This window comes from Amycolatopsis sp. MtRt-6 (assembly GCF_017308975.1).
In the GTDB taxonomy this organism is placed as follows: domain Bacteria; phylum Actinomycetota; class Actinomycetes; order Mycobacteriales; family Pseudonocardiaceae; genus Amycolatopsis.
In genome coordinates this window covers 157,283-177,303 of record NZ_JADWPD010000002.1, presented here as the reverse complement: position 1 = coordinate 177,303, position 20,021 = coordinate 157,283, and the positions used below count along the sequence as shown (strand labels likewise).

Sequence of the window (20,021 nt, the reverse complement as noted above, 5' to 3'; positions counted from 1 at the left end):
CGACTGTTAGCGCTAACAGCCTGGGAAGAACCCTAGCCGACCGCGCCGCCGGTGTCAGCCGGGTCCGGCGGTGGGTGCGACACCGGCCGAAGCCCGGGAGGCGCTCCCGGGCCGGTCAGCGTTCGCCTGTGGCCGGGCGGGTGCCCAGCAGGTGGTGGGCGCGCAGGGCCATCTGGATCTCCAGCCGCTTCGCCGGGTCCGCCAGCCGGTCGCCGAACAGGTCGCTCAGCTGGCTCACGCGGTACCGGACCGTCTGGGGGTGGATCCGCAGGGCCTGCGCGATCTCCGGCGTGTTCCCGTTGTGCTCCAGCCAGCTCAGCAACGTCTCCGACAACCGCGTCTGCTGCTTCACCGTCAGGCCCGCGAACGGCGCCAGCGCCTTCGCCGACAGCTCGTCCAGCAGGAACGGGTCGATCAGCAGCCAGTGCGTCGCCAGATGGTCGTCCGTGTGCGTGACCGCGCTGTCGCCGGCCAGGCCGCGGCGGACCAGGTCGAGCGTGCGGCGGGCCCACAGCAACGACGTCGCCGCCTCCGCCGGGCGGACCCGGGGGCCGACCGCCGCGCGCCAGCCCGGCAGACGGCCTTCGAGGCCGCGCAGGTCCCGGTCCGGGTTCGGGGTCAGCAGGCACGGCTCCGGGCCGTCGAGGTCCAGGAGCACGTCGGTGGCGAGCTGCGGGGTCGGCGGCGGGTGCTGGTCGGTCCGCGGGTCGAGGGCGACGACCGTGACCTGCTCCGGCATCGTCCACTGCGCCGCCTTGGCCATCGTCGCCAGCGCGGCCGGCGAGGACGGCGGGGTGGCCAGCAGCAGTTCGAGCAGCCGGCGCCGCCGTCGTTCGAGCGTGCCTGTCGCCATCGCCTGCGCCAATGTGTAGCCCTCGACCGAATAGGAGGAAATCTCTTCCACGTAGGCGAAAATCGCCTCCGCGCCGATGCAGAGCACCGCCGCCGGGAAGCGGTGGGCCTGGCCCAGCTCGGCCACGTAGCGCCATGCCGCGCGGCCGCCCGCGCGGTAGGCGGCCTGCAGGGAATTGAGGCTGCCGCCGTCGTGGTGCACGCGCTTGCCGACCTCCACGAACAGCTTCGCCCAGTTGTCCTGTGTGGACGCCAGGTCCTCGATGCTGTCGATGCAGCTGAGGACCGCCTGCTCGATCGCCAGCACGATCATCCTGCCGAACTCGCCTTCGAGGGGCTTGGCGTACTCGGGCACGGCCCGCTGGATCTCTTCGAGGATGCGCTGGGTGAGCGGGTCGGCGTGCGGCCGGAACCGGCGCGCGAGCTCCGTCGGCAGCGAGCACCACAGCTGCCGCGCGCGGCCGGTGCCCCGCGGCTGCGGGATCGTCGCCTGCGTGATCGTCCGGGTCATGGCTCACACCCCTTGCCGCGCCTCGTGGAGAGTTCGCGCCGTCGTCGGCGCGGACGTCATGTACTCACACGGGATCGGACTTGGCAACCGCCGGCCCTGCGCCGGGAGCGGGTTCTGTCACGCCGGGACCAACGGCCGCACCGCTGTTTGTCACCTGCCGGACAAACCCGGGAACACTAACCGGGGCAAAGGTTTCCGGAATCCGATTTGTGAGCCGGGACGGTATCTTCGCGCCGCTCCTCGTTGTTAGCGTGATCAACCGGCAGGCGGGAGGAGAACACCGATGACGGCGCTCGTTTCCTGGTGTTTCCGCCGGGCCGGCGTCGTCATCGTGCTGTGGCTGGTGGCGCTGGGCGGGCTCGGCGCCGCCGCGCTGCACGCCGGCCCGGCCTTCCGCGACACGGTGGACCTGCCCGCCGCCGACAGCACCGCGGCGGCGAACCTGCTGCGTGCCACCGGGGCCGGCGGCGCGGGGGAACGCGTCGTCGTCCGCTCGCCGGACGGCCCGGTCGACAGCGGCACGGGCCGCGCCCGGCTCGACGCGCTCGCCGCGCGGCTGGCGGCGGTGCCGCACGTCGTGTCCGTCGACCCGCCGCCCGGGCAGGTGTCCGCCGATCGGCGGACTGCGGTGCTCACCGTGCGCTTCGACGCGCCGGCCGCCGACCTCGGCCAGGGGACGGCCGACGCGCTCGCCGCGGTCGTCCGCGACGCCGACGGCCTCACCGCCGGGGCGTCCGGCGAGCTCGCCGCGATGACCGCCGCCGCGCCCGACCTCGGCAACGCCGGGATCGGCCTGCTCGCCGCGGCCGTGGTGCTGTTGGTCGCCTTCGGCTCGCTGGCCTGCGTCCTGCTCCCGGTCCTCACCGCCGCGGTCTCGGTCGGCTGCGCGCTGGCCGCCGTGACGCTGGTGTCGCACGTCATGACCGTGCCGGAGATCGGCACCGAGATCGCCGCGCTGCTCGGGCTCGGCGTCGGCGTCGACTACGCGCTGTTCGTGCTCACCCGCTACCGGCAGGGCCGCCGCGACGGCGCCGAACCGGCGGCGGCGCTGGCCGTCGCGGCCGCGACCTCCGGCCGCAGCGTGGTCTTCGCCGGCGTCACAGTCTGCGTTTCGCTCGCCGGGATGTTCACCGTCGGCATGCCGTTCCTCGACGGGATCGCGGTCGCCGCCGCCGTCTCCGTGCTGCTGACCGCGTTCGCCGCGCTGACCCTGCTGCCCGCGCTGCTGCGTCTCCTCGCCCACCGGATGAGCCTGCGCCCGGAGGCCGGCGTCGCCGGGTGGGCGCGGCTCGCCCGCTCGGTGACCGCGCGCCCCGGCCCGTACACGCTCGCCGCCGTGCTGGTCGTGGCCGTGCTCGCACTGCCGATGACCGGGCTGCGGCTCGGCGTGCCGGACGCCGCGCTCGACCCGCCCGGCAGCGTCACGCGGACCGCCGCCGAACTGCTGGAAGAAGGCTTCGGGCCGGGCGCCGACGCGCCGTTGCTGGTGGTCGGGACCGGGGGCGGCGACGCGGTCGGCGAGCTGCGAGAAGCGCTGCTCGCGAGCGCCGGCGTCGCCCCGCCTGCCGCCCTGCCCGGCGGTGTCTGGCTGCTCGAGGTGATCCCGCGGACGGCGCCGAGCGATCCGGCGACCGGCGAGCTGCTCGCCTCGACGCGGGTGATGGCCCGGGTCATCGGCAGCCCGGACGCCCACGTCGGCGGGGTCGTCGCGGCCCGTGCGGACTTCTCCGCGGCGATCACCGACCGCCTGCCGCTGTTCCTCGCCGCCGTCGTCGGGATCTCGATCCTGCTGCTGGCCTGGGTGTTCCGCAGCGTGCTGATCCCGCTCACCGCGGCGCTGATGAACCTGCTGACCGCGGCCGCGACGACCGGCGCGGTGGTGTTCGCCTTCGGCGCCCCGATCGAGCCCTACCTGCCCGTGTTCCTGTTCGCCGGGCTGTTCGGGCTGTCGATGGACTACGAGGTCTTCCTCATCGCCCGCATCCAGGAGGCCTGGCGCCGCCACGGCGACACCCGCGCCGCCATCGTCGACGGCGTCGCCGCGACCGGCCGCACCATCACCGCGGCCGCGCTGATCATGGCGCTGGTGTTCGTGTCGTTCGCCTTCGTCGACGCCCGGGTGGTGCGGGAGGCGGGGGTCGGGCTGACCGTCGCCGTGCTCCTGGACGCCGTCGTGGTCCGGTGCGTCCTCGTCCCCGCGGTGATGGCCCGGCTGGACGCGGCGAACTGGTGGTTCCCGGGCCGGAAGGCCGTGGTCACCGGCGAGCCGGCCGGGAGCGTGCGATGAAGCGGCGAACCCTGGTCGTGCTCGCGCTCGGCGCGTTCGTGACGACGCTGGACAACACGATCGTCGCCGCGGGGGCGCCGTCGATCGCCCGCGATCTCGGCCTGGCCGTCGAGGCGCTGCCGTGGATCGCGCTCGGGTACATGCTCCCGTTCGCCGGGCTCCTGCCGGTGGCGGGGGCGCTGGTCGACCGCTGGGGCCGGCGGCCGGCCCTGACCGGTGCCCTCCTGGTGTTCGGCTTCGGCGCGGCGGCGGGTGGGCTGGCCGGCTCGGCCTGGCTGCTGGTCGCCGCCCGGGTGCTCCAGGGCGTGGCGGCGGCGTTCCTGGTGCCGGGGCTGCTGAGCCTGCTGCGCACGAACCTCGACGCGCGGGGCCGGACGGCCGGCGCCGCGGTCTGGACGGCGTGCCTGGCGGCCGCGCTGGCGCTCGGGCCCGCGCTCGGCGGTGTCCTGAGCGAATACTGGGGCTGGCCCTGGATCTTCTACGTCAACCTCCCGTTCGTGGCCGCGATGCTCGCCCTGCTGCCGGGCACCGTCCCGCCGGGACGCGACGCGGGCACCCGCGCGCCACCGCTGCCGGCGATGGTCCTGGTGACGGCGAGCCTGGTGCTGGTCACCACCGCGCTGGCCGAACCCCGGTGGCGGATTCCCCTGCTGGCCGCGGGGATCGCGTCCGGGGTGGCGTTCCTCGTCCGGGAACGGCGGGCGCGGGACCGGCTGGTCCCGGCGGCGCTGACCGGGAACCCGGTGTTCCTGGGCTCGCTCGGCCTGCAGCTGCTGTGGGGACTGGGGATCTCCGGGATCTTCTTCTTCACCCCGTTGCTGCACCAGGAGTTCCTCGGGCTCGGCCCGGCCGGCGCCGGGCTGCCCCTCGTGCTGGTCGCGGTGGCGGTCGTGGCCGCGACGCCGCTGGTGCCGGCGGCCGCCGCCCGCCACGGTCCACTTCGGACGGTGGCGGCCGGGCTGGTCGTGGTCGGCGCGGGCCTGCTCGCCCTCGCCGCGGTGAACCACCTCCCCGCGCTGTGGCCGCGGGTGCCGGGCATGGTTCTGATCGGCGCGGGCTCGGCGTTCACCGTCCCGATGACGTCGCACGCGCTGGACGTGGTGGCGCGGCGGTATTCCGGCACGGCGTCGGGATTGCTCACCGCGGCCCGGGAACTGTCGAGCGCGCTCGGTGTCGCGATGATCGGCGCGGTGCTGACGGCGGTGCGCGCGATCCGGCTCGAGGCGGGCGTTCCCGCGGGGGCCGCGCTGGCCGGCGGGTACACCGCGGGCCTGCTCGCCGCGGCCGGGCTGACGTTCGCCGGCGCGTTGCTGGCCGTGCGCATCCCGGGCACCCGCCCCGCCGAGACCTCGTCGCCGCGTGACAAACGTGCTGTCCCGTAACCCGTTTCGCCATGAGTATCCACGATTGAATCGTTGACAACCGCATCGGCGCGGTTATTCACTGCGCCGGTAAACGCTCTCTGCGAGGATGCATGGAAACCATTTCCCAGCCGGTTCCCGGCACCGGTGCGCCCGCTGCCGTCGGCGAGTCCTTCGCGACCCTGCTGGGGCTCTGGGCGCGCCGCCTCGGCGACGGGATCGCCGTGACCCACCTCGACCACCGCCACGGCGCGGACGGCCGGGCGGTCACGCTCACCTGGCGCGAGCTCGACACGCGGGTCGACGCGGTCGCGGCCCGGCTGTCCGAAGTGGCCGGTCCGGGGGCGCGGGCGGCGGTGCTGGCCGGGCAGTCCGCGGACTACGTCGTCGCGTTCCTCGGTGCGTTGCGGGCCGGGTTGATCGCCGTGCCGTTGTTCGCGCCGGGCCTGCCCGGGCACGCGGGCCGGCTGGCCGCGGCGCTCGCGGACTGCGGCCCGCGCGTGGTGCTGACCACGGCCGGGGAGCACGAGGCGGTCACGCGGTTCCTCGCCGGTTCCCCGGTCGACCCGGTGGTGGTCGACGTCGACGCCGTGCCGCCGGCCGCGGCGCGTGACTGGCCCGAGCCCGATCCGGACGCCCCGGCGTACCTGCAGTACACGTCCGGCTCGACGCGCTCGCCGGCCGGGGTGGTGCTGACCCACCGCAACGTCGTCGCCAACGCCCGCCAGGCGTGTGCCGCCTACGGCGCCGAAAGCGGGACGACGTCGGCGGTCAGCTGGCTGCCGCTGTTCCACGACATGGGCCTCATCCTCGGCATCGGCGCGCCGATGGCCGGCGGCCTGGCCGCGGTCCTGATGGACCCCCTGGCGTTCCTCGAACGGCCCGTGCGCTGGCTGCGCGCGCTCTCGGCCAGCCCCGGCGCGATCAGCGCGGCCCCCAACTTCGCCTACGCCTATTGCGCGTCCCGCGTCACCGAAGCCGACAAGGTCTACCTCGAGCTGAGCCGGGTCGTCTCGCTGATCAACGGCAGCGAACCGGTGCTGCCGGCCACGATCGCCAAGTTCCACGCGGCCTTCGCGGAATGCGGGCTGCGGCCGGAGGTGCACCGGTCCTCCTACGGCCTGGCCGAGGCCACCGTGCTGGTCTCGGTGACGGACGCGGGGCGCCCGCCCCGGCAGGTCACCTTCGACCGGGCCCGGCTGGCCGCCGGGCACGCGGTGCCGGCCGACCCGGGCCCGTCCGCCACGACGCTGGTTTCGTGCGGCCGCCCGGTCGGTCAGCGGGTGCTCGTCACCGACCCGGTGACCGGGGAGCCCGCCGAACCGGGCGAGGTCGGCGAAATCCGGGTCAGCGGCCCGAACGTCGGCCGCGGCTACTGGGGCCGGGCCGAGGAGTCGGTGGCCACCTTCGGCAGGCCGCCGCTGGATCCGGTCACCGGGGAGGGCTGGCTGGCGACCGGCGACCTCGGCGTCGTCTTCGACGGCGAGCTGTTCGTGACGGGCCGGCTGAAGGACCTGGTCGTCGTCGACGGCCGCAACCACTACCCGCAGGACATCGAGCAGACCGTCGAGGAACACCCGGCCGTCCGGCCGCACTCGGCCGCGGCCTTCGCGATCGGCGGCGACGACGGGGAAGCCGCGGTCGTCGTCCTCGAACGCGCGAAGGGCACCGACGCCGACCTCGTCGAGGTCGCGGCGGCGTTGCGGGCGGCGGTGTCGGCCGGACACGGCCTGCGCCTGCACGACGTCGTCTTCCTGGCCCCGGGCGAGGTGCCGCGCACCTCCAGCGGCAAGATCAGCCGCGCCCGCTGCCACCGGTCCTACGTGGACGGTGCGCTCACCGCGCGGCGGCTCGGATGAGCGCGCCGGACGCCGCGGCGATCCGCGCCTGGCTGATCGCGCGCCTCGGCACCGGGGACGTCGACCGGCCCCTGCACGAGACCGGACTGTCCTCACGGGACGCATCGATCCTGGCGGCCGACCTCGGCGAGTTCGCCGGCCGCCCGCTGCCGCCGACCCTGGTGTGGCAGTACCCGACGATCGCCGCGCTGGCCGATCACCTGTCCGATGTGGATTCCGCGACGGTGTCCGTGCCACTGCCCGAGGACGGTGAGCCGATCGCGGTCGTCGGCCTCGGCTGCCGCCTGCCGGGCGGAATCGAGTCCCCGGAAGCGTTCTGGCGCTTCCTCGACTCCGGCGGCGACGGCATCGGCGCCGTCCCCGAAGGCCGCTGGGAGACCTTCGTCCCGGCCGAAGACCTGGCCGGCGTGCCGTCGCGCGGCGGGTTCCTCACCGACGTCGCCGGGTTCGACGCGGGGTTCTTCGGCATCACCCCGCGCGAGGCCGCGGCGATGGACCCGCAGCAGCGAATCCTCCTGGAGGTGGTGTGGGCGGCGCTGGAGCACGCGGGCATCCCGCCGTCCACCCTGCGCGGCAGCCGGACCGGCGTGTTCGTCGGGCTGTCGGCCACCGAGTACGGCTCGCTGACGATGACCGACGTCGCGGGTGTCGACGTCTGGTCCGGCACCGGCGCGGCGGCGAGCATCGCGGCGAACCGGCTGTCGTACCTGCTCGACCTGCGCGGGCCCAGTCTCACCCTGGACACCGCGTGCTCGTCGTCGCTGGTCGCGGTGCACCAGGCGGTGCAGAGCCTGCGCCGCGGCGAGAGTGAGCTCGCGCTGGTCGCCGGGGTGAACGTCCTGCTCTCGCCGGGCATCACCGCCGGGTTCCACCGGGCCGGGGTGCTGGCCGGGGACGGGCGGTGCAAGCCGTTCGACGCCGCCGCCGACGGGATCGCCCGCGGCGAGGGCTGCGGGGTGGTCGTGCTGAAGCCGCTGCGGGCCGCGCGGGGTGACCGTGTGCTGGCGGTGATCCGCGGCAGCGCGGTGAACTCCGACGGCCGGTCCAACGGCCTGACGGCGCCCAATCCCGACGCCCAGGCGGGGTTGCTGCGCGACGCGTACGCGACGGCCGGCGTCGATCCGTCCTCTGTGGACTACGTCGAGGCGCACGGAACCGGGACACCGCTGGGCGACCCGCTGGAGGCGGGCGCGCTGGCGGCGGTGCTCGGGACCGGCCGGGCGCCCGGGCGTCCGCTGCTGATCGGTTCGGTGAAGAGCAACCTGGGCCACCTCGAAGGCGCGGCCGGGATCACGGGGCTGGTCAAAGTGGTCCTGGCGATGACGCACCGGCGGGTGCCGCCGAGCCTGCACTTCCACGAGCCGAACCCGCACATCGACTTCACGGCGTTGCGGGTGGTGGCGAAAGGGACGGACTGGCCGCGTTATTCGGGGACGGCGCGGGCCGGGGTGTCGGCGTTCGGGTTCGGCGGGACGAACGCGCACGTCGTGCTGGAGGAGTGGCCGGCGGCGGCCTTCCCGCCCCGGGCCGGTGCGGGTGGCCCGCAGGTGTTCGCGCTGTCGGCCCGGTCGGCGGACGTGCTGCGGGCGCGGGCGGGCGAGCTGGCGGACTGGCTCGGGGAGAGTGAGGTGCCACTGGCCGCGGTCGCGGCGACGCTGGCGCACCGGCGGGAGCACCTGCCGGTGCGCGGCGCGGTGGTCGGCGAGAGCCGGGACGAAGTGGCCGAGGCGCTGCGAGCCCTGGCCGCCGGCGTGGAGCGCCCCAATGTGGCCTTGGGTGCGCTCAACGCACCGAAGGCCACCTTGGGTGCGTTGGATGCACCGAAGGCCGCCTTGGGTGCGTTGGATGCACCGAAGGCCACCTTGGGGCGCTTGGGTGCGGCCGGGGTCGTCTTCGTTTTCTCCGGCTATGGCTCGCAGTGGTCCGGGATGGGGCGCCTGCTGCTTCGCTCCGAACCCGCCTTCCGGGCCGAAATCGACGCCCTCGATCCCGTCTTCCGCACCGAAGCCGGGTTCTCGCTGCGCGAAGCCCTCGAGCACGACCTTCCCGACCTCGCCGCCACCCAGCTCGCCCTGTTCGGGATGCAGCTCGCCCTCGCCGCGCTCTGGCGGGCTCACCATGTCGTCCCCGCCGCCGTGCTCGGGCACTCGATGGGCGAGGTCGCCGCCGCCGTCGTGGCCGGGGCGCTCGACGTCGCCGGCGGGCTCAAGGTCATGGCCGCCCGCGCCCGGCTGCTCGCCGGACTCGACGAACGCGGGGGTGGGGCGATGGCCGTCGTCGAACTCACGCCGGCCGAGCTCGCGGCGTTCCCCGACGTCACCATCGCCGTCTACGCCTCGCCGACCCAGTGCACGGTCAGCGGGACCGCCGAGAGCGTCGAGGCCGTGGTGGCGCACGCCGAAGGTCTCGGCAGGCTCGCCCGGCGGCTGCCGGTCGGCGGGGCCGGGCACTCCGCCGCCGTCGAGCCGGTGCTCGGCCCGTTCCGCGCCGCGATCGCGGGGCTGACTCCGACGGCGCCCGAAATCCGTTGCTACAGCAGCGTTTCCGACGCTCCGCCCACCTTCGACGTCGAGTACTGGGCGGCGAACCTGCGCCGCCCGGTGCGGTTCAGCCAGGCGCTGGCCGCGGCGGCCGCCGACGGGCACGCCGTCTTCGTCGAAATCTCGCCGCACCCCGTGGCCCTGGCCGCGATCGAGCAGTCCGGCGTGCTCGGGCTGCCGTCGGCGAGCCGCCGGGTCGACGAGCGGACGGCGTTCCTGACCAGCCTCGCCCGGCTGCACGTGCTGGGCAGGCCGGGCGTGCTGGCCGGCCGCCCGCAGACACCGCCGGTCGAGCTGCCCGGCCCGGTCTGGCGGCACGAGCGCTTCTGGCCGCGCCGGACCGTCCGCGCCGGCGGGACGCACCCGCTGCTGGGCGTGCACATCGAGGACCCCGGCGGCGGCCACCTGTGGCGCGGTGACATCGGCACCGCCGCGCTGCCGTGGCTGGCCGACCACACCGTCCGGGACGTCCCGGTGTTCCCGGCCACCGGTTTCCTCGAACTCGCGCTCGCGGCCGCCGGTCCGGGCGGCCGCGTCCAGAACCTCGAACTGCGGGAGGTCCTTCCGCTCGGCGAGCACACCGAGGTGACGACGACGCTGCGCGGGACCGAGCTGAGCGTCCACACGCGAGCCGGGTCGTGGGTCCGGCACGCCACCGCGAGGATCGGCACCGGCGGCACGCCGTCGGCGCCGTTCGGGGAAACCGCCGGGGAGCAGGTCGACGTCTACCGGGCGCTGGCCGAGCTGGGGCAGTCGTACGGGCCGGCCTTCCGCGGCCTGCGTCGCGTGGTCGCCGCGCCCGGCCGCGCGTCGGCGTCGATCGCGCAGCCGGAAAGCGACCATCCCGCGTACGTGCTGCACCCGGCGCTCGCCGACGCCTGCCTGCACGCGCTGGCCGCGGCCGTCGGCGAGGCGGACGCCCTGTACCTGCCGCTCAGCGTGGGCGAAGTCGTGGTCGCCGGCGATCCGCGCCGCGGCGTGCGGGTGGACGCCGTGCTCCAGGAGTCCGGCGACGGCGTGCTCGGCAGCGTTCAGCTGGTCGACGACGCCGACGTCGTCCTGGTCGAGTTCCGTGACGTCTACTGCCGCCCCTTCCGCGACGCGGCGTTGCCACGGCTGCTGTTCGAGGCGGCCTGGCAGCCGGTGCCGCTGCCCGCGGCACCGGAATTGTCGGTGCCGGCCGGTAGAGTGGAAAACGGGGGGCGCCCCCGCGCACACCGGTGGATCGTGCTGTCCGATGACGACCGGGAGTTCGCGGGTGAAGACGTCCGGACCGCCCGCCTCGGCGACCGCCCCGAACTCGCGAAACTCCTGCGCGACGGGGAACCGGCCGCGGTCCTCGCCCTGCTCGGCGGCGCGGGCGAGCCCGATCCCGCGCGCGGCGCACGGCTGGTCGAGACGCTGTCCGGCGTCGTCGCCGAACTGGCCGAACTGCCGGTGGCGCCGAGGTTGTGGCTGGTGAGCACGGGTGCGCACGCCGTCGAGCCGGGGGAGCGGGGCGATCCCGGGCTCGCCGCGCTGCGCGGGCTCGTGCGCGTGCTGGCGTTCGAGCACCCCGAACTGCGGGTGAGCCACGTCGACGGGACCGACCGGCTGCGGGACGAGGTCCGCGCGGACGGGCCGGACGACGAAATCGCCTGGCGCGGCGGCGTGCGGTACGCGCGGCGGCTGGTCCGGCCCGCTCCGGGTGACCCGTTGCGGGAGCCGGTCCGCGACGGCGCGTACGTCATCACCGGCGGCCTCGGCGGCCTCGGCCTGGCGGCGGCGAAGTGGCTGGCCGCGCGCGGCGCGACGCGGCTGGTGCTGAACAGCAGGCACGCCGCCGATCCCGGGCTCGGCGAGCTGGGTGCCGACGTCCGGGTGGTACCGGGCGACATCGCCGCGCCGGGCACGGCCGAGACCCTGGTCGCGGTGGCCGTCGAAGGGGGCGTGCCGCTGCGCGGGGTGCTGCACGCCGCCGGCGTCCTGGCCGACGGCGCCGCGATCGGCCTCGACGCCGACGCGATCGAGGCCGTCTGGCGCCCGAAGGCACTGGGTGCCTGGCGCCTGCACGAGGCGACGGCCGGACACGACCTCGACTGGTGGCTGGTGTATTCGTCGGCGGCAGCGTTGTTCGGCTCGCCGGGCCAGGCGGCGTACGCGACAGCGAACGCGTGGGCCGACGCGCTGGTCGCGTGGCGCCGCGCCCAGGGCCTCCCGGCGGCGACGATCGGCTGGGGTGCGTGGGGTGAGGTGGGCGCGGCGGCCGGGTCGGCCAACCCGGTGCTCGCCCCGCTCGGCACGGAGGAAGCGTTGTCGGCGCTGGAGTTCGTGCTGGCGCGCGACCGCGCGGCGACGGGGGTGGCCCGGGTGGACGCGGGGACGGTGCTGGAGCTCTTCCCGCGGCTGGGGGAGCGGCCGTTCTTCGGCCTGTTCTCGCCGGCGGCGCCACCGTCCACATGGGACGGTTTGGGCGCGCTGCGTACGGGGACACCGGAGGCGGCCCGCGCGGCGATCGGTGACCACTTGGCGGGGTTGGTGGCGGATCTGCTGGGGCTGGCGGAGGTCGACCGGACGGTGCCGTTGACGCGGCTGGGGCTGGATTCGCTGTCGGCGATGCGGGCTCGGGGTGCGGTGGAACGGGACTTCGGGCTGCCGTTGCCGATACCGTTGCTGCTGCGGGGGGCCAGTTTGGCCGAGCTGGCCGGGCATCTTGCGGAGCAGGCCGGGTTCGGGGCGGACGCGCAGGCTGGGCCGGCGGCGGCCGGGGTTCGGGACCCCGCCGGGCAGGCGGCCGACAGGCCGGCTTTGCCGGGCGGCGCCGTCGGGCGGGCCTCCGCCGAGCGGGGCGGGGCCGCCTCCTCCGTGGTCACCGGGCCGCGGGATCCCGCCGAGCGCTGGGTCGCCCGGCACTGGCGTGCCGTCCTCGGTGGGGCCGAACCGAACGTCCACGAGCACTTCGGCGGCGACCCCGCCCAGGCCCGGCAGTTGTGGGCGGCCCTTGCCGAACACCTCGCCGCCGTTCCCGATCAAAACCTACTCTTCGCCACCCCCACCGTTGCCGCGATGGCCGATCTCCTGCGCGCCGAACTCGAAGGCCACGGGGGCGGGCCCGTGCGCCTTCTGCGCGATGGCGTCGCCGGGCCCGTCTTCCTCTTCCACCCCGCCGGTGGCACCGCCAACGTCTACCGCGAACTCGCCCGGCTGCTCCCGGAAGGCCCGCCGGTCTACGCGCTCGAACGGCTCGACGACCGGAGCACCGTCGAAAGCAAAGCCGCCCGGTACGCCGAGCTGATCCGGGACATCCAGCCCCACGGTCCCTACCGGCTGGGCGGCTGGTCCTTCGGCGGCTGTCTCGCCTACGAGACCGCGCGTCACCTGGAAAGCACCGAACTCGTCTTCCTCATCGACACCATCCTGCCGCTGCCCGCCACCGGCACACCGGCGGACGAGCTGCTGGACCGCTTCGACCGGTTCGCCGACCACATCTCCCGCACCTACGGCGTGCCCTTCGCGGTGCCCCGCGCGGATCTCGCGAAACTGGACGAGGACGACCAGATCCGGTGGGTCATGACCAAACTGGCCGAGCAGGTGCCGGACCTGGGTGACGGTGTCCTCAAACACCAATACGAGTCCTATGTGGACGCGCGGGTGGCCGAGCGGTACACACCGCCGGCCTACGACGGCCGTGTCGTCCTGCTGCGGGCCGAGCAACCGCACCCGCTCACCACCGCGCTCGACCCCCGCTACCTGCGCACCGACGACACCCTCGGCTGGGATGCCCACTGCGCGCACCTCGAAGTCGTGCGCGTGCCCGGCGACCACGTGTCGATGATCGACCCGCCGCACGTGAACGTGCTGGCCGAGCGGCTCGGGGCGGTGGTGCGGTGATGGACGAACTGACCCCGACCACCGCCTTCCGGATCGCCGATCTCGCCGCCCGGCAGGACGAAGCCGTGCGGATCGCCGAAAAGCGGGCCGTCGACCGGCAGCACGCCAAGGGCAAGCTGACCGCGCGGGAACGGATCGGGCTGCTGCTGGACCCCGGGTCCTTCGTGGAGCTCGACCAGTTCGCGCGGCACCGGTGCGCCGAGTTCGGGATGGACACGAACCGGCCGTGGGGCGACGGCGTCGTCACCGGGCACGGCACCGTCGACGGGCGGCAGGTCTGCGTCTTCTCCCAGGACTTCAGCGTCTTCGGCGGCAGCCTCGGCGAGGTCTCCGGCGAAAAGGTCCTCAAGCTGATGGACCTCGCCATGAGCATCGGCTGCCCGGTCGTCGGGATCAACGACTCCGGCGGCGCGCGGATCCAGGAAGGCGTCGTCTCGCTGGCCTACTACGCCGAGCTCGGCCGCCGGACCGCGCACGCCTCCGGGGTCGTCCCGCAGATCTCGATGATCATGGGCCCGTGTGCCGGCGGCGCCGTCTACGCGCCCGCGATGACCGACTTCACCGTGATGGTCGACGACACCTCGCACATGTTCGTCACCGGCCCGGACGTCGTGCACGCCGTCACCGGCGAGCACGTCACCGCGCAGGAGCTCGGCGGCGCGGCCGTGCAGAGCGAGGTCGCCGGCAACGCCCACCACCGGGCGGCCGACGAGGAGGACGCCGTCGACTGGGTCAAGACGCTGCTCGGCTACCTGCCCGCCAACAACCTTGACCCCGCGCCCGCCTACGCCGACGACACCAGCGCCGGGCTCACCGCCGCCGACCTTCAGCTCGACCGGCTCGTGCCCGACTCGCCGCACCAGACCTACGACATGGCCGAGCTGATCGCCGCACTGGTCGACGACGGCGAGTTCACCGAAGTGCACGGTGCCTTCGCGCCCAACATCATCTGCGCCTTCGCCCGGGTGCAGGGCCACACGGTCGGCGTCGTGGCGAACCAGCCGCGGCACCAGGCCGGGGTGCTCGACATCGACGCCTCGGAGAAGGCCGCTCGGTTCGTGCGCTTCTGCGACGCCTTTTCGATCCCGCTGCTCACCCTGGCCGACGTCCCCGGCTACCTGCCGGGCACCGGCCAGGAACGCGCCGGGATCATCCGCCGCGGCGCCAAGCTCATCTACGCCTACGCCGAGGCGACCGTGCCGAAGGTGACCGTGGTGGTCCGCAAGGCCTACGGCGGTGGCTACGCCGTGATGGGCTCCAAGCACCTCGGCGCCGACGCCGTGCTGGCCTGGCCGACCGCGGAGATCGCGGTGATGGGTGCCGAAGGCGCGGCGCGCGTGCTCTACCGGCGTGAGCTGGCCGGGTTGCCGCCCGAGGAGCGGGAAGCGGCCCACCGGCGGCTCACCGACGAGTACCGCAAGCGCCACGGCGGCCCCTACCTGGCCGCCGAACGCGGTTACGTCGACCAGGTCGTGCCGCCGTCGCAGACCCGCCTCCAGGTGGCGCGGGCGCTGCGGGTGCTGCGCACCAAACGCCAGAGCCTGCCGGCCCGGAAACACGGAAACATCCCCCTCTGAGGAGTCCTCAATGAAGCGGATCGCCTTGCTGGCGCTGTCCGTCGTCCTCCTGCTCGCCGGTGCCGTGGCGCCGGCCCAGGCGAGCCCGGCCGTGGCCGACGACGGTGCGAAAGTCGTCCAGGAGACCTGGGTGGACGCCCGGACCGTCGACCTGCGGATCAGCTCGCCTGCCCTGGGCACCACCGGGATGGTGCGGCTGATCGTGCCGTCCGGCTGGGCGGCGCAGCCGACCCGGACCTGGCCGGTGCTGTACCTGCTGCACGGCTGCTGCGAGCCGGTCGACTACCGCTCGTGGGACCAGTTCACCGACGTCAAGGCGTTCACCGCGGCCAAGGACGTCCTGGTCGTGATGCCGACGGACGGGGCGGCGGGGATGTACACGAAGTGGTGGAACCTCGGCCTCTGGAACACCCCGGACTGGGACACGTTCCACACCGCCGAAGTGCGCCAGATCGTCGAGCGCGGTTACCGCGGCGGCACGCGCCGCGCGGTCGCCGGGCTGTCGATCGGCGGGTACGGCGCGATGGCGTACGCGTTCAAGCACCCGGGGATGTTCGGCGCGGCCGCCTCCTACAGCGGGGTGCCGAACACGCTGTACCCGGGGCTCCCGGTCTGGATCATCGGCATCCTGGCGCGCGCCGGGTTCTACAACTACCTCAACCTCTGGGGCGACGCGTTCGGCTTGAAGACGCTCTGGACGGCCAACAACCCGTACGACCACGTCGACCAGCTGCGCGGCACCGCGCTCTACGTCTCCTGCGGCAACGGGCAGACGGGGCCGCTCGACCCGCCGAACCAGGCGGACTTCCTGGAGTCGACGGCGGAAATGTCCTCCCGCAGCTTCACCGACCGCCTGCGGACCGCGGGCATCCCGGTGACCGTCGACTACTACGGGCCCGGCACCCACAGCTGGCCGTACTGGCAGCGGGCCCTGCACCAGTCCTGGCCGGTCCTCGCCGGCGCGCTCGGCCTCCCGGCCTGAGCGGTTCCTTTCCCCGTTTGGAGGTTGTGGTGAAGCCTGCCCGTTGTCGTGCCGTGCTTTCGGCGCTCCTGACCTGCTGCCTGGTGGCGCTGGGTGTCGCGGCCGCGAGCCCGCCCGCCGGCGCGGCGCCGCTGCTGCCCGGACCGTTCGACGACTCGTTCTACACCCCGCCGTCGCCGCTCCCGGCCGGGAAACCGGGGGACGTCATCCGCTGGCGGCCCTCGGTACCGCTGCTGAACGTGCTCAACGCCGACGCCTGGCAGGTCATGTACCTGTCGACCAACGCGCTCGGGAACCGCAACGCGGTGACCGGGACTATCCTCGTGCCCAAGGGCGTGGACCCGGCCAAGGCGCCGATCATCGGCTACGCCGTGGGCACGCAGGGCCCGGCGTTCAAGTGCACGGCGTCGAAGGCGATGGAACGCGGCACGCTGTACGACCAGCCCGCGATCAACGACTCGCTTTCGAGCGGCTACGCGGTCGCGGTGACGGACTACGAGGGCTATTCGCCGACGACCGTGCCGACCTACATCACCGGGCAGTCCATGGGCCCGGCGGTGATCGACTCGGTGCGGGCGGCGCAGGACCTGCCGGCCACCCGGCTTTCCCGGGGTGCCAAGGTGATTTTCCAGGGTTACTCGCAGGGCGGCGGTGGCTCGATGTGGGCCGGGGAGAAGCAGCCCACGTACGCGCCGGAGCTGAACGTCGTCGGCGTCGTCGCCGGTGGCGTGCCGGCCGACCTGACGGAAGTCTCGAAGGGCCTCGACGGCTACCTCGGCTTCGGGTTCCTGGCCTTCGCCGCGGTCGGCCTCGACGCGGCTTACCCGGACCTGAAGCTCGATTCGTTTCTCAACGACACGGGCCGTCAGCAGCTGGCCGACGCGAAGAAGAACGCGTGCACCGCGGAACTGCTGCTGAACTATTCCTTCAAGAAGATCAGCGATTTCACGACGTCGAACCCGCTGGGGACGCCGCAGTGGCAGGCACGGCTGGCGCAGAACAAGCTGGGCGCGAATCCGCCTCGGGTGCCGGTGTTCCAGTACCACGCGAGCGTCGACGAGATCGTGAACACCCCGCAGGCGGAAGCGTTGCACCGGGCGTACTGCGCGGCCGGGGTCCGTGAGCAGTGGACCACCTACCTGGCCGAGCACGCCAGTGGCATTCTCGCCGGCAATGCCGACGCGCACCAGTGGATCGTCAAGCGCTTCAACGGGGAACCGGCTCCGGTGAACTGCTGAGGACACACGTGGGGCCACCTCGAGGTGGCCCCACGCGTTCCGTCAGACCTTGCCCGCGGCGAAGGCGGCCGCGTCGCCTGCGTCGTCGCCGTAGCTCAGGTGGGCCAGGATGTTGAAGCCGCCTGCCTGGCAGATCGGGTCGCCGGACTCGCAGTAGTCCTTCGTGCGGCTCTGGTACGTGCCGGTGACCGAGCGGCCGATCGCGCGGATCGGGTTGCCGAACAACAGGATTGCCGCGATCCGGGGGGCCAGGTCCGCCGGGATGGTCGCGACGATCGGGCCGCCGACGATCGCGCCCGCGCTGCTGATGCCGATCGAGTTGTCGACGACGTTCGCGCCCTGGGAGTAGCCGACGAGGATGAAGCGCTGCTGGGGGCAGGCCGCGGCCTGCGTGCGGATGTGGTTGACCAGGTCGGTGTTGCCGCGCTGCACCGAGGCGGGCTGACCGAGGTCGGCGGGGTAGTCGACGCGGTAGCTGCTGACCGACCGCGGGCGCAGGCGGTTCTGCACGGCCGAGAAGACCGGGTCGCCGACGATGATGCCCAGCGTGCCGGGTTCGCCGGTGCCGCGGGCCACCGGGACGTCGATGTCGGTGCACGGCGCCGCGGAAGCGGCCGGTGCGGCGGCCACGGTGAGCCCGGCGACGGCGAGGCCGACGGCGGCCGCGGCGGACGACAGGCGTTTCTTGGGGACGCGAATCATGGCTGATCACACCTCGTTGTGTGGGAAAAGGGGGTCGGCAAGCGGTTTCCGTGGGAGCGGAAATACGTGCGTCGCTTGCGGTTATCGCAGCGTCGCAGTGGTTGCCGAGCCCGGCAAGAGGTGGTTTCCCGGGATGCCGGGAATTGTTCAGCCGGTGACAAACGGTCCGGTGTGGACGCTCAGGTGGCGCACTGCCCGGCCCGGTCAGGGCTGTGCCATCCGGGGCTTCGCCCCGGGCCGGGGGCTTCGCCACCCGGAACCCCCGCAGGACGGTCGAGGCGCTCCAGCAGTGCGGGGTCGAGCCCGCGCAGCGCGGCCATGACGAACCCGGTGGCCAGCTCGCCGGCGGCGATCGGGTCGAGCCCGGGGGAGTGGGAGACGTGCATCGCGGCCCGCCCGACCAGGCCGACCATCATCGCCCCGAGCAGCTCCGCGCCGGGGCCGGCCGGGCGGCCGTGGGCGAGCAGGTGGTCGCGCACCTGCCCGATCACGTGGGTGGTGATGGAATCGGCCAGCGCGCGGCGCTCGTTCGACATCTCGTCGACGGCCGAATCGAACAGCAGCCGGAAGCTTTCCGGGTGGGCTCCGGCGTAGGCGAACATGGCCATCACCGAAAGCCGGACGCGCTCCTCCAGCGGGCGCGTGTTCGCCGTTTCGTGCGCGTTGAGCACCCAGGCGCGCAACGCGGCGACCTCGCGGCGGACGGTGGTGCGGAAAAGCGCGGCCTTGTCCCCGAAATGCGCGTAGAGGGTGGGCTTCGTGGAATCGGCGCGGTCGGCGATCAGGCCCATGGTGGCCTGGGCGTAGCCCCGCTCCGCGAACACGGCGCGGGCGGCGTCGAGCAGCTCGTCGTCGGTGGGCCGGGCGGCGGGGCTGCGGCGAGCGCTGGATCGATCAGGGGGACTCTGCCGGCTCATGGAGGTGTACTGTACGGACTCCTTGCTTTACTGTCCGGTAAAGCACCGAACGAGCTGCGATCGCCGTCCCCGGTGGAGGAAGCCTGGTGTCCCGCGACAGTGCTCGGCAACCGGTCCCGGCGCCCCGAGACGTCGGCGAAGAAGTCGTCCGGCGCAGAGAGCTGGCCGCGCTCATGCGTCCGGCCCTGCCGGCGCTGGTGGACGGAATCGTCCGGGAGGTCCTGCGGGCGGTCCCGGTCTACGCCCGGCCGGGCGACGGATCCTACGGCCGCATGACCCGGCACGCCGTCCAGTGCGCCGTCGAGCTCTTCGTCGACCTCGTCGAGGATCCGCTGGCTTCGCGCGACGGGCTGTACGAGACGTGCCGCCGGCTCGGCGCGGGCGAAGCCCGCGAGGGCCGGACCCTCGACGACCTGCAGGCGGCCTACCGCGTGGGCACCCGCGTCGGCTGGCGCTGGATCATGCGGCTGGGCCGGCGGCACCGGCTGTCGTCGGCGGCCATGGCGCAGCTGGCCGAGATGCTGTTCGGCTACGCCGACGAGCTCGCCCGGATGTCGAGCCGCGGCCACCGCGAGGCGTGGGCGGAGATCGAGGGCACCCGGGCAGGCCTGCGGCGGCGGCTGCTGCGCTTGCTGATCGGGCCGGGCACGATCCCGGACGCGGTCCTCACCGAGCTCGCGGCCGCGGCGGGCTGGCCGGTGCCCCGCGAGGTGGCGGCGGTCGCCGCCGAAACGACGGTCGGCACGTCGTGGGGATCCGACGTCCTCGCCGACCTCGATCCACCCCAGCCGTACCTGCTGCTGCCTGCCCCGGTGGACGCCAAGACCCTGACGCGGCTCGGCACACGCGTGGCGGTGGGGCCGCCGACGGACCTGAGCGCGGCGGCGCACTCCCTGCGCTGGGCGCGCACCGCGCTGCGGCTGGTGGCGGACGGCGCGCTCCCGGACACGCCGGTGACGTGGTGCACCGACCACCTGACGGAGCTGTGGCTGCTGTCGGACTCGCCGCTGGCCGAGCAGGTCGCCCGGCGGGAGCTGGCCCCGCTGGACCAGTTCGCGGAGCGGACGCGCCGCCGGCTGGGCGAGACCCTGCTGTCCTGGCTGCAGAACGGCGGCAACTCCGAGAAGATCGCGGTCGACCTTTCGGTGCACCCGCAGACGGTCCGCTACCGGGTGCGGCAGCTGAAGCAGGCCTTCGGTGATCGCCTCGACGATCCCGACGCGCGGTTCGCCATGCAGGCCGCGTTGCGCGCGTCGGGCCTGCGGACCGCCCGGAACGAGTTCTCCTCTCCCGAGACGTAGGACGCTCCCCGGCCCGGCTCCCGA

General features: G+C 74.0%; 11 protein-coding genes. 8 read left to right on the top strand and 3 right to left on the bottom strand.

Going from position 1 to position 20,021, the window contains the following annotated elements; translation table 11 throughout:
* Positions 1 to 115: 115 nt before the first annotated feature.
* Complete coding sequence (locus I4Q55_RS04455; RefSeq protein ID WP_206784718.1) at positions 116 to 1,363, bottom strand: helix-turn-helix domain-containing protein; 1,248 nt, start codon at positions 1,361 to 1,363, stop codon at positions 116 to 118.
* 283 nt (positions 1,364 to 1,646) lie between these two features.
* On the opposite strand from I4Q55_RS04455, the gene I4Q55_RS04450 reads away from it, so the two are divergent.
* From I4Q55_RS04450 to I4Q55_RS04420, 7 genes are all read left to right on the top strand, one after another.
* Positions 1,647 to 3,650, top strand: coding sequence for an MMPL family transporter (locus I4Q55_RS04450; protein WP_206784717.1), 2,004 nt, complete (start codon positions 1,647 to 1,649; stop codon positions 3,648 to 3,650).
* Positions 3,647 to 5,032, top strand: coding sequence for an MFS transporter (locus tag I4Q55_RS04445; RefSeq protein WP_206784716.1), 1,386 nt, complete (start codon positions 3,647 to 3,649; stop codon positions 5,030 to 5,032). Before I4Q55_RS04450 ends, I4Q55_RS04445 begins: the two co-directional genes overlap by 4 nt.
* 92 nt (positions 5,033 to 5,124) lie before the next feature.
* On the top strand, positions 5,125 to 6,870 hold the full coding sequence (locus I4Q55_RS04440; RefSeq protein WP_206784715.1) for a fatty acyl-AMP ligase: 1,746 nt from the start codon (positions 5,125 to 5,127) through the stop codon (positions 6,868 to 6,870).
* On the top strand, positions 6,867 to 13,280 hold the full coding sequence (locus I4Q55_RS04435; protein WP_206784714.1) for a type I polyketide synthase: 6,414 nt from the start codon (positions 6,867 to 6,869) through the stop codon (positions 13,278 to 13,280). Before I4Q55_RS04440 ends, I4Q55_RS04435 begins: the two co-directional genes overlap by 4 nt.
* Complete coding sequence (locus tag I4Q55_RS04430; protein WP_206784713.1) at positions 13,280 to 14,857, top strand: acyl-CoA carboxylase subunit beta; 1,578 nt, start codon at positions 13,280 to 13,282, stop codon at positions 14,855 to 14,857. Before I4Q55_RS04435 ends, I4Q55_RS04430 begins: the two co-directional genes overlap by 1 nt.
* A 10-nt stretch (positions 14,858 to 14,867) precedes the next feature.
* Positions 14,868 to 15,839, top strand: coding sequence for an alpha/beta hydrolase family protein (locus I4Q55_RS04425; RefSeq protein WP_206784712.1), 972 nt, complete (start codon positions 14,868 to 14,870; stop codon positions 15,837 to 15,839).
* Positions 15,840 to 15,892: 53 nt separating this feature from the next.
* Positions 15,893 to 17,077, top strand: coding sequence for a lipase family protein (locus tag I4Q55_RS04420; protein ID WP_206784711.1), 1,185 nt, complete (start codon positions 15,893 to 15,895; stop codon positions 17,075 to 17,077).
* 42 nt (positions 17,078 to 17,119) lie between these two features.
* Here I4Q55_RS04420 and I4Q55_RS04415 read toward each other — a convergent pair whose 3' ends face one another.
* Positions 17,120 to 17,779, bottom strand: a complete 660-nt coding sequence (locus I4Q55_RS04415) for a cutinase family protein (RefSeq protein WP_206784710.1) — start codon at positions 17,777 to 17,779, stop codon at positions 17,120 to 17,122.
* A gap of 179 nt (positions 17,780 to 17,958) precedes the next feature.
* On the bottom strand, positions 17,959 to 18,696 hold the full coding sequence (locus I4Q55_RS04410; protein ID WP_206784709.1) for a TetR/AcrR family transcriptional regulator: 738 nt from the start codon (positions 18,694 to 18,696) through the stop codon (positions 17,959 to 17,961).
* Positions 18,697 to 18,782: 86 nt separating this feature from the next.
* On the opposite strand from I4Q55_RS04410, the gene I4Q55_RS04405 reads away from it, so the two are divergent.
* Positions 18,783 to 19,997 (top strand): helix-turn-helix domain-containing protein, encoded by a 1,215-nt coding sequence (locus I4Q55_RS04405; protein WP_307793106.1) that lies wholly within the window; start codon positions 18,783 to 18,785, stop codon positions 19,995 to 19,997.
* The last annotated feature ends 24 nt before the right edge of the window (positions 19,998 to 20,021 follow it).

Coding starts and splice junctions, on each gene's coding strand:
- I4Q55_RS04455 (WP_206784718.1), bottom strand. CDS start 1,363: ATGACCCGGACGATCACGCAGGCGACGATCCCGCAGCCGCGGGGCACC.
- I4Q55_RS04430 (WP_206784713.1), top strand. CDS start 13,280: ATGGACGAACTGACCCCGACCACCGCCTTCCGGATCGCCGATCTCGCC.
- I4Q55_RS04445 (WP_206784716.1), top strand. CDS start 3,647: ATGAAGCGGCGAACCCTGGTCGTGCTCGCGCTCGGCGCGTTCGTGACG.
- I4Q55_RS04450 (WP_206784717.1), top strand. CDS start 1,647: ATGACGGCGCTCGTTTCCTGGTGTTTCCGCCGGGCCGGCGTCGTCATC.
- I4Q55_RS04415 (WP_206784710.1), bottom strand. CDS start 17,779: ATGATTCGCGTCCCCAAGAAACGCCTGTCGTCCGCCGCGGCCGCCGTC.
- I4Q55_RS04410 (WP_206784709.1), bottom strand. CDS start 18,696: ATGAGCCGGCAGAGTCCCCCTGATCGATCCAGCGCTCGCCGCAGCCCC.
- I4Q55_RS04425 (WP_206784712.1), top strand. CDS start 14,868: ATGAAGCGGATCGCCTTGCTGGCGCTGTCCGTCGTCCTCCTGCTCGCC.
- I4Q55_RS04440 (WP_206784715.1), top strand. CDS start 5,125: ATGGAAACCATTTCCCAGCCGGTTCCCGGCACCGGTGCGCCCGCTGCC.
- I4Q55_RS04435 (WP_206784714.1), top strand. CDS start 6,867: ATGAGCGCGCCGGACGCCGCGGCGATCCGCGCCTGGCTGATCGCGCGC.